This is a genomic window from Lonepinella sp. MS14435, from assembly GCF_042485795.1.
GTDB lineage: Bacteria > Pseudomonadota > Gammaproteobacteria > Enterobacterales > Pasteurellaceae > Lonepinella.
This window is the reverse complement of record NZ_CP169368.1, coordinates 564,291-581,011: the sequence shown is the minus strand read 5'-3', so window position 1 is coordinate 581,011 and position 16,721 is coordinate 564,291. Positions and strand designations below refer to the sequence as shown.

The 16,721-nt window shown below is 38.6% G+C and carries 14 protein-coding genes and 1 pseudogene; 10 read left to right on the top strand and 5 right to left on the bottom strand.

Translation table 11 applies throughout. The features are described 5' to 3' along the window. Positions 1-40 precede the first annotated feature (40 nt). The 8 genes and pseudogenes from O1Q80_RS02790 (at position 41) to ruvX (ending at position 9,361) form a co-directional block, all read left to right on the top strand. Positions 41-2,479, top strand: a complete 2,439-nt coding sequence (locus tag O1Q80_RS02790; RefSeq protein ID WP_386695558.1) for a glycoside hydrolase family 19 protein — start codon at positions 41-43, stop codon at positions 2,477-2,479. Next, complete coding sequence (locus tag O1Q80_RS02785; protein ID WP_386695557.1) at positions 2,451-3,464, top strand: tetratricopeptide repeat protein; 1,014 nt, start codon at positions 2,451-2,453, stop codon at positions 3,462-3,464. Before O1Q80_RS02790 ends, O1Q80_RS02785 begins: the two co-directional genes overlap by 29 nt. Positions 3,465-3,652: 188 nt before the next feature. After that, positions 3,653-4,044 (top strand): annotated as a pseudogene (locus tag O1Q80_RS02780) (RNA polymerase-associated protein RapA); the annotation flags it as partial. Between the two features lie 135 nt (positions 4,045-4,179). After that, a complete protein-coding gene (gene polA, locus O1Q80_RS02775) occupies positions 4,180-7,062 on the top strand; it encodes a DNA polymerase I (protein WP_386695555.1) in 2,883 nt (960 codons plus the stop codon). Further along, the gene (nudC, locus tag O1Q80_RS02770; RefSeq protein ID WP_386689083.1) at positions 7,062-7,877 is read left to right on the top strand and encodes an NAD(+) diphosphatase; all 816 of its coding nucleotides are present in this window, start codon (positions 7,062-7,064) and stop codon (positions 7,875-7,877) included. The genes polA and nudC overlap by 1 nt, the downstream gene beginning before the upstream one ends. A gap of 34 nt (positions 7,878-7,911) precedes the next feature. Beyond that, positions 7,912-8,385, top strand: coding sequence for a low molecular weight protein-tyrosine-phosphatase (locus tag O1Q80_RS02765; RefSeq protein ID WP_386695553.1), 474 nt, complete (start codon positions 7,912-7,914; stop codon positions 8,383-8,385). Continuing rightward, complete coding sequence (locus tag O1Q80_RS02760) at positions 8,382-8,939, top strand: YqgE/AlgH family protein (protein WP_132299926.1); 558 nt, start codon at positions 8,382-8,384, stop codon at positions 8,937-8,939. Before O1Q80_RS02765 ends, O1Q80_RS02760 begins: the two co-directional genes overlap by 4 nt. Continuing rightward, positions 8,939-9,361: a Holliday junction resolvase RuvX gene (gene ruvX / locus O1Q80_RS02755; RefSeq protein ID WP_386695551.1), complete on the top strand. Its 423-nt coding sequence runs from the start codon at positions 8,939-8,941 to the stop codon at positions 9,359-9,361. The genes O1Q80_RS02760 and ruvX overlap by 1 nt, the downstream gene beginning before the upstream one ends. 31 nt (positions 9,362-9,392) lie before the next feature. Here ruvX and O1Q80_RS02750 read toward each other — a convergent pair whose 3' ends face one another. The 4 genes from O1Q80_RS02750 to uspA all read right to left on the bottom strand — a co-directional run bounded on the left by O1Q80_RS02750 (position 9,393) and on the right by uspA (position 12,226). After that, positions 9,393-10,160, bottom strand: coding sequence for an amino acid ABC transporter ATP-binding protein (locus O1Q80_RS02750; RefSeq protein ID WP_386695549.1), 768 nt, complete (start codon positions 10,158-10,160; stop codon positions 9,393-9,395). 10 nt (positions 10,161-10,170) lie between these two features. Further along, positions 10,171-10,887, bottom strand: a complete 717-nt coding sequence (locus O1Q80_RS02745; RefSeq protein ID WP_386695547.1) for an amino acid ABC transporter permease — start codon at positions 10,885-10,887, stop codon at positions 10,171-10,173. Beyond that, entirely contained in the window at positions 10,871-11,641 is a 771-nt protein-coding gene (locus O1Q80_RS02740; RefSeq protein WP_386695546.1) for an amino acid ABC transporter substrate-binding protein, read from the bottom strand. Before O1Q80_RS02740 ends, O1Q80_RS02745 begins: the two co-directional genes overlap by 17 nt. A gap of 159 nt (positions 11,642-11,800) precedes the next feature. Then, positions 11,801-12,226, bottom strand: coding sequence for a universal stress protein UspA (gene uspA / locus O1Q80_RS02735; RefSeq protein ID WP_386695544.1), 426 nt, complete (start codon positions 12,224-12,226; stop codon positions 11,801-11,803). A gap of 325 nt (positions 12,227-12,551) precedes the next feature. Between uspA and O1Q80_RS02730 the strand changes: the two genes are divergently transcribed. Beyond that, a complete protein-coding gene (locus tag O1Q80_RS02730; protein WP_386695542.1) occupies positions 12,552-14,936 on the top strand; it encodes a FepA family TonB-dependent siderophore receptor in 2,385 nt (794 codons plus the stop codon). Positions 14,937-15,044: 108 nt separating this feature from the next. After that, entirely contained in the window at positions 15,045-15,842 is a 798-nt protein-coding gene (gene mazG, locus O1Q80_RS02725; RefSeq protein WP_386689068.1) for a nucleoside triphosphate pyrophosphohydrolase, read from the top strand. 66 nt (positions 15,843-15,908) lie between these two features. Here the strand turns inward: mazG and udp are convergent, their stop codons facing one another. Beyond that, a complete protein-coding gene (udp, locus tag O1Q80_RS02720; protein WP_386695540.1) occupies positions 15,909-16,676 on the bottom strand; it encodes a uridine phosphorylase in 768 nt (255 codons plus the stop codon). Between the last annotated feature and the right edge of the window lie 45 nt (positions 16,677-16,721).

The following is a 16,721-nucleotide window of genomic DNA, read 5'->3' as shown; positions in this document are numbered from 1 at the left end:
TTACAAAATTAAGTAACTCACGAGATTACAGAAATACAACATGTCGAATACTTCCTCACAACAAAAGAAAACAACAACGCCTAACACAGAGAACACTTGGAAACCTGTTATTCCTACGGTGGCTTTTCCCTTAAAGCCTAAATCCAATAACAATAAAAATGTGTTACAGAAATATTTCAACAACCTTGCAGGCGATCCAAGTGCCCGTTTTCTGTTTAATGAAAGCGGACTCTGGCATCAAGGAATTCATTTACGGGCAGAAAAATTCAAGTCAAGTGAATTTGATAATCAACAGATTTGTGCTATTGCAGATGGTGAACTCATCGCCTATAAGGTGGATAGTTCCTATAAAATGGAAGATGAAGATGCGGGAGCGAGCTATTCTACAGGGTTCTTTCTGCTTGAACATCATTTAGAATATCCGAAAGACAACAAGCTGACTTTTTATTCATTTTACCGTCATACCGCTGAATTAAAAAAATACGATGCGACAGTTTCCAAAATACTTGGGGAAACCAAATCGGCAGATAAATACCCTGTTATGATAAGAAATGAACATAATCAAGCAACAGGCAAAACATTACCTGATGGCGTGGTGCTTGAGGTAAGAAAAAATCACCATAATAAGACACATTATGATGAGCTTATTTGGTATAAAGACAAGGTAACTAATCAAGAAGTTAGACCTGAAAAAGGGCGTTGGAAGATTTATTCTAAATCTTATCGGGTGATGATAGAAGAATCCTTACCTGCTATTCCGTTACTTGCCGAAAATGGAATTGAAACCCAAACAGACAAAGAAGTGGCACTCGCTAACCCAATTAAGGTTAAAGCGGGGGATGTATTGGGATTAATGGGAGAATACAACCAAACGGAAGAAAACGGAAAACGTTTGTTACATCTTGAAGTGTTTACCTATGATGATATTGAGGCTTTTCGCAATAAAGCCAAGGAAGCATATCAACAGGATAAAAAACAAGACAAAGAGAAACGTAGCTTACCAGATAACTTTTTATATGTTGACCGAAATCAACCTTATTATAGTCTGGTAGGAAAAGAACCAACCCAAATAGGTGAAACCCAGACAGAAATCTTTGTGCCTTTATCAGAGTTAGAAAAGAAAAGCGTCAAAGTGAAAGATGACCAAGGTAAGGAAATAAGCAAAGATTATTATAATATTCAGCCTTATCTACATCAAAGCACCACGAATAGTAATGTAGGCATTTATGTGGACGATTCTCACCTTACCCAAGGCATCACTTTCCCTGGTATGAATGTATTTACCACACAAAGTAATGGGGTAGATATTTTTGACCAGACACTTTGTCATTATTTAAATCCCGATGAGAAAGATTTAGAATCAAAAGAAAGGCTCAATCCGTTGTTTAAAGCGATAATGGAGGAGCTGGATTTGGATAAGGAGAAAGGCGAACCTGTGAGATTTGAGGCAGGGAGATTACATCAATTATCACTTGATGCTATTCAACACCGAAGATTTATAGGTATCATTCCAAAACATCAAAACGAATGGGCAAGTAATCGAGTTCAGCAGTTTGAGAAACTTTGTCGTGTATTTATCGACCAAAATCAAGCAAAGACCGCCCAACAAATTAGAAAACGGGTGGGTGATTTATCAATACAACTAAAAGTAAGAAGTTTTGATACGGATAAGGAGGCTTATTTTATACATCCGTTGGGGTTGATTGGGGCGTTAATAATCAAGCCATTGTTAATTACCACAGAAATGGTGAATGCTGTTGCTGCTGGAAGAGGTAATGATCAGACACTTCTGGATGCATTAAATAAATATGCTGTATTGTATAAAATTAATACTCCATTAAGGATTGCCCATTTCTTAGCACAGTGTGCCCATGAATCAGGTGGTTTTACCAAAACAGTTGAAGGTGGAAATTACCAGAGAACCGCAGCTTTGGGATTTAGCAACTTCAGAAATGCATCGTCATCTAAAAAAGATACTGTATGCCCACCGAATATGAGATTTTGTAAACAACCAAATTTATTTAATCTTATATACGCTAATAGCAATGGCAATGGTGACGAAAATTCTGGAGATGGATATAAATATCGTGGTGGTGGCTATATTCAAATTACGGGAAAAGAAAAATACGCAGGTTATACCCAAGCTCATAATACTCATTCACCAGATGATCAACAAGACTTTGAATCTAACCCAGAGCTAGTTAGAGAGAACATTGAATATAGTGTTGAATCAGCTATGTATTGGTGGAGAAATATGGGAAGTCACTATGAAGACAGTAATGTGTTGGCTGATTTAGGTGCAACAGATGCTGAATTAATTATGATGGGAGCTAATGTAAATGGGTGGTATACAACTGCTGCTGATGGTTTTCCATTATTACAAGTCAATAAGCATGGAATAAGAGCTTTACGTACACCTAGAGGATTTACTGACAGACAAACCCGTTTTAATGCAATTAAAAGATTATTGGGGCTATAATATGAGAAAATGGATATTGGCTTTGATTTTACTATGTAGTACATTAGTTTCGTTTGCTGAAGATATTTATCAACAGATTTATAATTTAGATTCGCCCTATTATGGGAAAGATTTCCCAACCGCAAAATATGTATCTTATCCAAGGGAAAATGTTTCAATTGAACTATCGTATAAAGAAACTGGAACAGCCCATTTTGCAGGCTCAGAACATTCGTTGTTTACAGAAATAGTTCTAATTAAAGTCGGTAAAACAGTAAAAACAATTATAACGGAAGAACAACCTTATCCCATGAATAAAAATTATATTACTTTGTGTAAAATGCATAATGGTAATAAACTTTTATCCCATACAGGTGTATTTGAAGGAATTGAGTTTTTTGAGCCTTGGATCGGGTTTAATATAAAATTTTACGAAATTATGAAATATACCAATAATCCTATTATAAAAGAACTACCTGAAAATATAGAGTCTAAATTTAATAAAGATAATGAATATTGGGTTCCAACAGTTAGAAAAAATAAACCTAATGATGGTCGGGGATTTTATCCTTTTTACAATGAAGCAAAAACACTAAAACGTTTAATCGAGATGAATTTGTGTAACCCTATTGATTCTCCACAAATCTTAGAAAAAAATCTAAAAAATAAAAAAGAAATAAATATTGATGAGCTTTATTTAGACAATCAATTTCTGCTCTATCCTTTAGATAACAATAATGTTGTTTCATATAACAATACTGCATTTTATTTAGAGCAAAACAAAAATTATAATTTAGCAGTTTATTTATTAAAGAAAATTATTGAGAAATACCCTTCAAGAGAGGTTGCCTATATTAATCTAGGAGATGCTTATTGGGAGAGTGGAAATAAGAAAGGGGCAGTTCAATCTTATCAAAATTACGTTCAAAAAATGTACAATTTAGGAAAGCAGGAAAAAATTCCAGAACGTGTATTAAATAGAATTGAATCATTTCCTAATAATTAAAAAGTTGAACATTTAATTTATTGTTTGCAATTAAAAAAAGCAACCTAAAAATCAACTGTTTTTAGGTAAATCGCTCAAAAGTGCGGTTAATTTTTGAATATTTTTAAATATTATGAAAAATCTTGCTATACAGACGAAGAAAGAAAGTTCTTTTTCGCTATTGACGAACAAATCATGAAATTTGATTCATTGTCGCCACCCCCTTAACTCATGTGATCTTCAAAAAGCACGATCACATCACACATCAACAAGGCTGGCAGGCAAAATCGTGGATACGATGATGAATAATGACATTGCCCTGTATTTAGTCCAATGTTTAGATAATGGCGAAGAAATGGTGATCAAAGAAATGGAACTCGCCAGTCATATCAGTTTTAGTCAACCACAAGATAAATTATTCGCAGGACAAATCGATCGCTCGGATCGCTTTGCCTTGCGTTATCATGCTTTACAACATCAACAGGCACGATTTCAATCTCCCTTACGTGGACTATGTGGTATTCGAGCAGGTTTAATTCCCCACCAACGGCATATTGCCAATATGGAACAACGTCTTTCATCTCGAGTATTACTGGCAGATTGAGATTATGGTGAGTAAGCCCAAACTTTAACTTTTTTCTGCTAAAGTGCGGTGGGAAAAACCTTTAATTTTTTCACCGCACTTTCCCCTTGAATTAGGCTATAATAGGGTCATATTGAATTATTGAGAACTATTATGACCCAAATTGCCCCAAACCCTCTCGTCCTAGTGGACGGTTCGTCTTATTTATATCGTGCCTTCCATGCCTTTCCCCCTTTAACTAATTCACAAGGTGAGCCGACTGGGGCGATGTATGGCGTGTTGAATATGATCAAAAGCCTGATTTCGCAAGTGCAACCAAGCCATATTGCGGTAGTGTTTGATGCTAAGGGCAAAACCTTTCGTGATGAACTGTTTGAGCAATATAAATCCCATCGTCCACCGATGCCTGATGAATTACGGTCGCAGATTGAACCGCTACATCAGATGATTCGGGCGTTAGGCATTCCGTTATTATCCATTGAAGGCGTGGAAGCTGATGATGTGATCGGTACGCTTGCCATGCAGGCGGCAAGTGTGGGAAAAAATGTGTTAATTTCTACGGGCGATAAGGATATGGCACAGCTAGTTAATCAGCATATTATGCTGATTAATACCATGAATAATAGTCTGTTAGATCGTGCTGGTGTGATAGAAAAATATGGGATTCCACCTGAATTGATTATTGATTATTTGGCATTAATGGGCGATAGCTCGGATAATATTCCCGGTGTCGCTGGCGTGGGTGAAAAAACCGCATTGGGCTTGTTACAAGGGATTGGGTCAATGACGGAAATTTATGCCAATCTTGATAAAGTTGCCGATTTGCCGATTCGTGGGGCGAAAAAATTAGGCGAAAAATTGCTATCTGCCAAGGCAGATGCGGATCTGTCCTATGTGTTAGCCACCATTAAAACCGATGTCCCATTAGAAGTGAGCCATGATCAACTCCAAATCGGTACAGCGAATAACGATCAACTTGCTGAATATTTTGGGCGATATGAATTTAAACGTTGGTTAAATGAAGTATTGAACGGCGAAAGTTCCGTGACGAATCCAACAGAGCAAACGGTAAAGATTAATCCTTATCAGGCGACAGCTAATATTGCCAAAGAAGAAAAAATTGAGCAAAGTGCGGTGAAAAATTCGGTAAAAATTGACCGCATTTTATATGAAACGATCACCACAGAAACACAGTTAAATCAGTGGATTAAACAAATTGAGCAAGCCAAATTAGTGGCGGTGGATACCGAAACTAACGCCCTTGATGCCATGCAAGCGGAATTAGTTGGTATTTCCTTTGGATTAGAAAATGGCAAAGCCTGTTATATTCCCTTAGGGCATTGTCAGCAAGTGGCTGTGCATCATGAGAATGGACAAGGGGATTTATTCGCCGATGCCGAAAGCCCTGAAATGCAATGGAAATTAATTGAAAATCAATTAGATAAACAATATTGTTTAAACCAATTAAAACCCTTGTTAGAGAACGCTAACATCAAAAAAATCGGACAAAATATTAAATATGATTTAACAATTTTTGCTAACCATGGCATTGCCGTGCAAGGGGTACAATTTGATACCATGTTAGAAAGCTATGTGTTAAACAGTACAGGGCGACATAATATGGACGATTTAGCCGAACGTTATCTCGGGCATCAAACCATTGCGTTTGAAACCTTAGCGGGCAAAGGCAAAAACCAACTCACCTTTGATCAGATTGAGTTAGATAAAGCCGCCGAATATGCGGCAGAAGATGCCGATGTGACCATGAAATTACATCAAACCTTATGGCAAGAATTACAGGCGACACCTGAGCTGATTACGTTATTTGAACAAATTGAATTGCCGTTAGTCACGGTGCTTTCTCGCATTGAACGGCACGGTGTATTAATTGATAAACAAGCTTTGGCAACACAATCTGCGGAAATTACCTTGCGATTGAATGAGCTAGAACAGCAGGTGCATCAAGAAGCAGGCGAAACTTTTAAGTTGGCATCCACCAAGCAATTACAAGAAATTCTGTTTGAAAAGCTCGCTTTGCCAGTCATTGCCAAAACCCCGAAAGGTTCGCCATCCACCAATGAAGAGGCGTTGGAAGCGTTAGCTCAACAAGGGCATATTGTGCCAAAATTGCTGATTGAACATCGTGGTTTAGCCAAGTTAAAATCCACTTACACCGATAAATTACCTTTGATGATTAACCCCAAAACAGGGCGAGTGCATACCTCTTATCATCAGGCAGTGACTAGCACAGGACGGCTTTCATCCAGCGATCCCAATTTACAGAATATTCCTATCCGCAATGAAGAAGGGCGTAAAATTCGCCAAGCCTTTATTGCCAGAGATGGCTTTAAAATCGTGGCAGCGGATTATTCACAAATTGAATTACGCATTATGGCACATTTATCAGGCGATCAAGGTTTAACTAATGCTTTCCAACAAGGCAAGGATATTCACCGTGCCACCGCAGCGGAAATTTTTGGCTTGCCACTAGACGATGTCAGCAGTGAACAACGGCGTAGTGCCAAAGCGATTAACTTTGGTTTGATTTATGGCATGTCAGCCTTTGGTCTTGCTCGTCAGCTCGGTATTGCTCGGGGTGAAGCACAAAAATATATCGATTTATATTTCCAACGCTACCCAAATGTACAAACCTTTATGACGGATATTCAAGCCAAGGCAAAAGCTCAAGGCTATGTGGAAACCCTATTCGGTCGCCGTTTATATTTGCCTGACATTCATTCCAGCAACGCCATGCGAAGAAAAGGGGCGGAGCGTGTGGCGATTAATGCACCAATGCAAGGGACGGCGGCGGATATTATTAAAAAAGCCATGATTGCCTTAGATAACAAAATTCAACACAATCCAGATATTGTGATGATTATGCAAGTACACGATGAATTGGTATTTGAAGTGCGGTCGGAAAAAATCGAAGAATTTAGCCAACTGATTAAAACCGAAATGGAAAATGCGGCTCAATTAAGCGTGCCATTAATTGTGGATGTGGGTGTAGGCGATAACTGGGACGAAGCACACTAATGAAAACGATCAGCAATGAAACGGGCTACTGGTTAATTCACCAAGCCCAACAAATTTATTTCCCCAACCATGAATTGCCTTTTGGCAGTGCGAAACAATTAGGCTTAATCGGTAAGCAAGCCACCCAAATCGGCGAATGGCATAATGCACCACTGTATTTGGTGCAAGAAGAAACGACCAATAAAAACACGGCAAATGAACAACGAGAATGGACAACTTTACGTGCTTTATTAGGTTTACCTAAAACACAATTTTATTTGCTCAATCGTGGCATTGAACTCAATCATTTCTTTAAAACCCATCAATTTTGCGGAAAGTGCGGTGAAAAAACCGCAGTAACTTGCGATGAATGGGCGGTGCAGTGCCAAAATGCTGCTTGTCATTATCGAGCCTATCCCGTGATTTGTCCGTCTATTATTGTTGCCGTTCGCCGTCATGATGAGATTTTACTGGCATGCCATCAACGCCATATCCGTAGCGATGGGAGTGCTGGATTATATACCACGCTGGCAGGTTTTGTGGAAGTAGGCGAAACCTTTGAGCAAACCGTAGAGCGTGAAGTGTTTGAAGAAACAGGGATTAAAGTGAAAAATATCCGTTATTTTGGTAGCCAACCTTGGGCGTTTCCCAATTCCCAAATGGTCGGATTCTTAGCCGATTACGACAGTGGCGAAATTCAGTTGCAAGAAGCCGAAATTGTGGATGCCAGATGGTTCAAATATAATGAACCCATGCCTGAATTACCACCACAAGGAACAATTGCGTTGGAGTTAATTAAAGCCACATTGAAAATTTGCGAGCAATCCCCAAATTAACCCTATAACTTAATTAACAAAAACATAAGAAAATATGCAAAAAATCAAAATTCTCTTTGTATGTCTTGGCAATATTTGCCGTTCCCCTATGGCTGAATATTTAATGCGAGATAAAATTCAAAAAGCAGGTTTATCCGATTTTATTGAAACGGATAGTGCTGGTACATCAGGCGAAAATGATGGTGATGATATGCACTGTGGAACCGCTGATGTATTAGATCGCTTAAAGATTAAAAGTCATGATTTTGTTAGCCGCAAAGTGCGGTTAAAAGATCGAGAGAATTTTGATTATATCATCGCCATGGATAACCATAATTTATACGATTTACACCGCTTATTTGGTAAACAAGAAAATATTTTTGCTATCGCCAGCCTTTGTCCCGATTTAGCTTATGATCATATTCCTGATCCTTGGTACACTGGACGTTTTGATGAAACCTATCAATTACTTGAGCAATGTTGCAATGCCCTATTAATTAAAATCAAACGAGAACATAAATTACCATGAATTTGCAAAATCACTTATTAATCGCAATGCCGACCATGGACGATGATTATTTTCATCGTGCGGTGATTTTTATGTGTGAACATAATGACAAAGGTGCCATGGGATTAGTCTTAAATCAACCAACAGATTTAAGCCTTACCGAAATGGTGGCAAAATTGCGTTTTATGATGTCTGATGACAAAGTTTATCCACAGGATTATGTGGTGGCTGGCGGACCTGTTAGTATTGAGCGTGGTTTTATTTTACACACCCCAACAGCACAATCTTTTCTACATAGTTATAAAATTAGTGACCGTTTACAACTTACTACCTCAGCCGATGTAATTGATACTTTCGGTACACCAAATGCCCCTGAAAAATATTTGGTTGGCTTAGGCTGTGCCAGCTGGGTGAACGGTCAGCTAGAGCAAGAAATCGCTCAAAATATGTGGTTAGTTATGCCAGCAGATGAGCGAATTATTTTTGATGTAGCTTATCAAGATCGTTGGACAGAATCGCTAAAATTATTGGGGATTGATAGCCATAATTTAAGTGGTAAGGCAGGATATTGCTAATGGGGATCACCGTTCTCGCCTTTGATTTTGGCACCAAAAGTATCGGTTGTGCGGTGGGACAATCTATTACTGGCACGGCACAAGCCTTGACCGCCTTTAAAGCACAAGATGGTATTCCAAATTGGGACGCTATTGAAAAATTACTCAAAGAATGGCAACCCGATCGCCTTGTGGTCGGTTTGCCACTCAATATGGATGGCACCGAACAGGCTCTCACCTTACGAGCCAAAAAATTTGCCAACCGTTTACACGGGCGTTTTGGTTTACCTGTGGAATTACAAGATGAACGCCTTACTACCGTGGACGCGAGAGCAGAAATTTTTCAACGTGGCGGTTTTAGAGCTTTAGATAAAGGTAAAGTAGATGGTATTTCGGCTTGTTTAATTTTAGAAAGTTGGTTTGAATTACATTCAGCAGAATAAAAAACTGCGGTGAAAATCACCGCAATTTTGCTTAAATTGAATAATCTTCTAATACCACTGCTTTTGTTTGCATCAAAAACTGTTTGGTTCGTTCCTGTTGTGGTCGTTCGAAAAAATCTTTAGCATTGTTAGTTTCCACGACTACCCCATCTGCCATAAAAACGACCCGATCCGCTACATCTCTAGCAAATTGCATTTCATGCGTCACAATAATCATCGTCCAACCCTCTGCCGCCAACAGCTTTAATACTTGCAACACTTCACCCACCCATTCGGGATCTAACGCTGAGGTAGGTTCATCTAACAAAATTAAATCGGGTTGCACCGCTAAGGCACGTGCAATCCCCACACGTTGTTGTTGACCGCCTGACAGTTGCGATGGAAACAGTTGAGCTTTATCTTGTAAACCTACTTTAGCTAACAATGCCATGGCTTGTTGTTTAGTTTGTTCGGCATTTTTCTTTTGTACAATCAGTGGTCCCTCCATCACATTTTCCAACGCAGTACGATGTGGAAACAAATTATATTGCTGAAACACCATGGACGACCGACGGCGTAATTGTAATTCTTGTTTTTTGCTGATTTTATGGGAAAAATCCAATTCCAGACTGCCGTCTGTAAAGCGTAATGTACCTTGATCGGGTTGCTCCAGCAGATTTAAACAGCGTAAAAATGTTGTTTTGCCAGAACCTGATGGACCAAGAATAGCCACCACTTCACCTTTTTGAATGGTCAGATCAATGCCTTTTAGAACTTCATTGCCTTTAAAATGTTTATGAATGTTTTTAATTTCTAACATTATCTTGATCCTAAATATGTCGTGATAAACGGGTTTCTAAACGCCCTTGTAATAAGGACAATACAAAACAGACAACCCAATAAATCAAAGCGGCTTCACTATAAATCAAAATAAATTCATAGCTCATTGCGGTGATATTCTGAGCAACTCGGAATAAATCTGTGACTAACACCAAAGAAGCTAAAGAGGTATCTTTCACCGTGCTAATAAAGGTATTTGATAAAGGTGGCACCGAAATTCGCATGGCTTGTGGCATAATATTACGTACAAACGCTTGACGATAATTCATTCCAATCGCATAAGACGCTTCCCATTGCCCTTTTGGAATAGCCAGAATAGATGCCCGAATAATTTCTGCCGCATAAGCACCGATATTCAAAGAAAACGCAATAATTGCAGTTGGAAAAGGATCTAAGGTTACGCCCACACTGGGTAAACCATAGAAAATAATAAAAATCTGCACTAACAGTGGTGTACCACGAATAATCGACACATAAACCCGACAAAGTGCGGTGAAAAATCGGTGTAAAAAGGAATGAGATTGGGTAGTACGAACAAGCGCCACCAGCATAGCAATCATTACTCCACCGACAAAAGAAAATACTGCCAGTGGAATGGTATTAATAATGGTCGCTTCTAACATAGGCAAAAACGAGCTGATTGCTAAGTCAGCTCGTTCTTCCGTCATAAACGGTAATTGTGCCAATAAATTATTCAGTAATGTCATCGCCAAACCATTTCACTGAAAGGGCTTTTAATGTACCGTCAGCACGCATTTCGGCAAGAGCTTTGCTAAATTGTGCTGCCACATCTTCATTACCTTTTAGAAAAGTGAACGCAGAACCTGTTTTTTCATCACTTTTCACGGCAATTTTTAACCCTACATCAGAGTGTTTTTTGAAATAATCCAACACCGCAATTTGTTCATTTACCGTTGTGTCCACACGTCCTTGCTTAACTAATTCAAGGTTTTGAGCAAGACTGTCCACGGTCACTAATACTGCCCCATTTTCTTTTGCTAAAGCCGTATAGTTACTGGTTGCCGATTGTGCCGATTTCACCCCTTTTAAATCGGCAAAAGACTTGATTTTATCGTTATCTGCTTTGGTTACAATTACCGCTCTTGAATAATTATAAGAATCCGAGAACGTATATTTTTTAGCACGTTCAGGGTTTGGACTCACTTGGTTAGCAATCACATCAAAACGCTTGGCGTTAAGCCCTGCAAACATGCCATCCCACGCAGTTTCTTTAAATTCGACAGTGAGATCTAAACGTTTAGCGACTTCATTCACCACATCAATATCATAGCCTGTTAATTTATTATTTTCGTGATAAGTAAAAGGGGCATAAGTACCCTCTGTTCCTACACGAATCACTTTAGTTTTGGCAAGTTGATCGGCTAAATCGGAGGCTTGTGCTGCTTGAATAGCAAAACCTAAGGTAAGACCAGCTAAAATAGCTTGGGTAAATAATTTCATGAATGATCCTTAATAACTTTGTAAATAAATTGTTGCGATTATAAAGAAGATTTTCAGTGTATCATAATAACAATATGATCTTTCATATAAAAAAATATTATAAGAAAAAGCACCGCAGTTTTTAACAAAATACGGTGCTTTTCAACTATTTATGCTTAATTATTCTTCTTTTAATGGTACTACTAACATATCAATAGTCACGACATTCATTAATTGGCGAGTAGAAGACATCAATTTACTCCAGAAATCTTGGTGATGACCCGTTACCAATAAATCAACGCTATATTGTTCAATCGCATCAGCAAGCACTTGACCTAGATCGCCACTACCACTAAGTTTTTCACTGATTGGATAACCTGCCTGATCAGCTAATTGTAATAAGGCTTGTTGAGTTTCACTTGAAATGCGATCTTGCATAGATGACATATTAACATCAATTAAGCCAGTATAAAGATCAGAGAAATTAACATCAACATGGATAATTGACAGTTTAGCATTATGCCGTTCAGCAATGGACACTGCTTTTTTCAACAATCTTGGGCTTTCATCAGAAAGGTCAACAGCAACTAAAATATGTTTATACATAACATGCTCCTTAATTTCTCAGGTTGGATTTATTATCTGTGGGTATATTAACACCTATATTGTATAAAAAATGTGTAGTAGATCACATTTTTGAAAAAAACAAAAATTTATTATAAGAAATAAGGGGTTTCAACATATCTTTAACACTCCATATCGCTATAAACCAGTATTTACAGCGACCCCTATTTATAGTAGGATTTATCTCTAAGCCAATGTGCTTGCTATGTTATGTGGTATTGTTTTTTAATACACTAGAAGTGCGGTCAGAAGTTTACTATTTTTGACCGCTTTTAATTTATTTTCTGTACTAATTTAAGGAAAGCCAATGAAAAAATTTAAACTCAGCGTAGTCAGTTTAGCACTCATATCTGCTACAGCTTACGCCGAGAATACAACTGAACTTGACGCTATCAATGTGACGGCGGAACAACAAGTTAAGCAATCTTTGGGTGTTTCAATCATTCATCACAAGGAACTTGAGCAAAATCCCGTAGAAAATGATCTCTCCGAAATTATTGCCAAGCAACCTGGTGTTACCTTGAGTACCAATGCACCAGGTGGAGCGCGTGGCAATAAACGCCAAGTTGATATTCGTGCAATGGGACCTGAAAATACGCTCATTTTAGTGGATGGTAAACCAGTCAAATCTCGCAATGCTGAACGTTATGGCAGAAATGGCACACGTAATACACGTGGTGATACTAACTGGGTACCTGCTGATGCCATTGAATCGATTGAAGTGCTGCGTGGTCCAGCGGCAGCTCGTTACGGTTCAGGGGCAATGGGTGGTGTGGTCAATATTAAAACGAAATCCCCTACCGAAGAATATCACGGTAGTCTTGATTTTTATACCGAACAACCCGAAGATAGCAAAGAAGGCTACACCAATCGCCTTGGTTTTAATTTTAGTGGTCCATTAATTAAAGATGTATTGGGTTTTCGTTTATATGGTAATACCGCCAGAACAGATGCCGATGATATGAATATTAATGCCAGAGAAGTGGCTCAGACGAACAGTGCGGCAACCTCATCAAATACCCTTTATGCGGGACGTGAGGGCGTAACCAATAAAGATGTATCGGGTCAATTAGTGTGGAATATTACATCAAATCAAAAATTGACCTTTGATTCATCATATAGTCGTCAAGGCAATATTTATAACGGCGATACACAAAATAGTTCCGTCTTAGTCAACAGTGCGCAAGCTATCAGTAATGATCTTGCTTTACTCCGAGCAGAAACAGCCACCCTTTACCGCCAAAGTTATAGTCTCACACATGAAAGTAAATGGGGCGCATTTGATAGTCGTACTTATTTCACCTTTGATAAAACCAAAAACTATCGTTATCCAGAAGGCTTATTAGGCAGTACAGAAGGGGCTTATAACGGTTTAACTAAGTCATCGAGTATTTTGAAAAATTATCGTTTTAGTAATGAATTATATATTCCGTTTACTATAGGCAGTTCAACACATACTGCCACGTTCGGGGTTGAGGCATCTCGTTCTGCTTTAGATGATTCAGCATCAATGACTCAAATTATGTCAACTTACGGCGTAATCCCATGGTTAGACAATAATAGTCGTAGTGGTAAAGTGGCACAAAATGAGTATGCCACTTTCTTAGAAGATAATATTTTATTATCCGATAATAAAACCATTGTGACACCTGCCGTACGTTTTGATTACAGCACTAATTCAGGCTCAAACTGGAGTCCATCATTAAACCTTTCTCATCAAATCAATGAGAATTGGAAATTAAAAGGTGGGGTTGCACGTGCCTATAAAGCACCAAACCTATACCAATCTTCACCGAATTATTTATTGGTCAATGCAAGTAATGGTTGTCCGATTGATAGTGCGAATATTTGGTCAAATCCGAATGCACTGAATGCCACAGGCGGAACAGGGACAAGAGCAAATCCATACACCAACAGCAATGCTGGTGGTTTTGACTGGGGTCGTGCTTGCTATTTCCTAGGTAATGAGAATATCAAACCTGAAACCAGCTGGAATAAAGAAATTGGGTTTGAATATACCAATAATGGCAAATTGCTATCTCTTGCTTATTTCCACAACGATTACCGCAATAAAATCGTGTCCAATGGCGATTTTGTCGGTACGGTTGATGCCCCAACCAACGGTTATGTGCGTGAAATCCGTACTGAAAACACGGAAAATGGTATTCCTGTTTATCGTACCTATACCGCAACCAATGTATATCGTTGGGGAAATGCAAAACGTGCTTTAATTGAAGGTGTAGAAGGAAACCTAACCTTACCATTCTTTGATGATACATTGACACTTAGCACCAACTTCACCTATATGATTAAAAACGTCAATAAAGATACTGGCAACCCAATTTCCAGCGTGCCGAAATACACGATTAATAGTACGGTAAACTGGAAAATCAATGATCAATGGGATATTAATACTAGCTATACGCATTACGGCAGACAAAAAACCGTGGTCAATCCTGAAAACTTTATGCAAGTCATTTATACCACGGGAGAAAGTATTGTTAAACAATATCAGTTAGGTAGCTATGGTATTTGGGGAGCTAACGTAGGCTATAAGTTCAACGATAATTTTAGCTTCCGTGCAGGTGTAAATAATCTCTTAGATAAACGCATTTATCGTAATGCAACAACGGCTCGTACCTATAATGAACGTGGTCGTTCTTATTATGCAAACTTGCGTTATGCTTTCTAATACAAAGTTAAATATCGGCACCGTAACTGCGGTGCTTTTTTTATCTTTTTTGAAAAAAGATAGATTTTTTATTATGATGATTAGAAAAATTAACCAAGGAAAGACACCATGGCATATTCAATAAAAGATTTTACTAAACTCATTGCTAAATTAAGAGATCCAAACGGTGGTTGCCCGTGGGATTTAAAACAAAATTACCGCTCAATGATCCCCTGTTTAATTGAAGAAACCTACGAAACCGTGGATGCTATCGAAAAAAATGATGACACCAATCTACGCGAAGAACTAGGCGATCTGTTATTACAAGTGGTCTTTTTCAGTCAACTAGCGAAAGAAGATGGCAAATTTACTTTTGACGATGTGGTTGATGAAGTGGCAAATAAAATCATTCGCCGTCACCCCCATGTTTTCGGCGATAAATCAGCTAATAATGAACAAGAAGCACTTGCGAATTGGAACGCGATGAAAGCCCAAGAAAAAGTTCCCCAAAATGCACCGCAGTCTATTTTAGATCATATTCCCCATGCTTTCCCTGCCTTATTACGAGCAGAAAAATTACAGAAAAAATGTGCTAACGTTGGTTTTGATTGGACGGATATTAATGATGTGCTTAACAAGGTACAAGAAGAGCTGGAAGAAGTTAAACAAGAACTAAATCAACCACAGTTAGATCAAACTAAAATCCAAGAAGAAATGGGGGACTTATTATTTGCTACGGTCAATTTAAGCCGTCATTTAAAATGCAACGCTGAAGAAAGCCTACGCCAAGCCAACCACAAATTTGAACGCCGTTTTCGTGCCGTAGAAAATAAGTTACAGCAACAAGACAAAACTTTCGAACAAAGCAATCTGATAGAAATGGATATATTATGGGATGAAGTGAAAAAAGAAGAATCCCTAAAATAACGCTCCAAACTGCGGTGGAAATATCAAAATTTTCCACCGCACTTCTTCTCTTAGGCAATCAGCCTATTAAACATAATCCTGTGCCATTTTCCCAGCCGCTTCGACCACTACTGCGACAGCTTTTTGCTCAGTGCTATGAATGGTGGCTTCATTCGGAATTTCTTGTTGAGTACGATTCACAATCACACCAGCGATCATGCCTGCACGTAGCCCCAACGCACTACACATAGTGAACAATGTGGCAGATTCCATTTCAAAATTCATCACATTGAGTTCCTGCCATTGTTTGAGTGAACCACGAAAATGACGGTAGATTTTACCCGAAAAAGTGTCATAACGTTCTTGCCCAGGATAGAACGTATCAGATGATGCCGTAATACCAACATAAGGTTGCACACCTTGATTTTTTGCCGCAGCAAAAAGGGCATTGGTACAATCAAAATTAGCAACAGCAGGATATTCCAACGGTGCAAAATGGCAACTAGCTCCATCTAAACGCACCGCACCTGTAGTAATCAGTAAATCCCCCACATTAATATGTGGCTGAATTGCACCTGTCGTGCCAATACGTAAAAAAGTACGTACGCCTAATTGAGCCAATTCTTCTACACAAATAGATACCGAAGGTCCACCAATGCCTGTGGAACAAACTACAATAGGTTGTCCACCTACATAGCCCAACCAAGAAGTAAATTCTCGGGTAGAAGCCAAAAACTCAGGATTATCCATTAATTTAGCAATACGCTCACTACGAGCAGGATCACCTGGCACAATCGCCACTTTCGCCCCTTTTAACATGGCTTTAGTTAAGCCCAAATGAAAAACTTCTGACATATTGTTCTCCTTTTTTATTATGTGATTATTCATTTCTCACTGCAT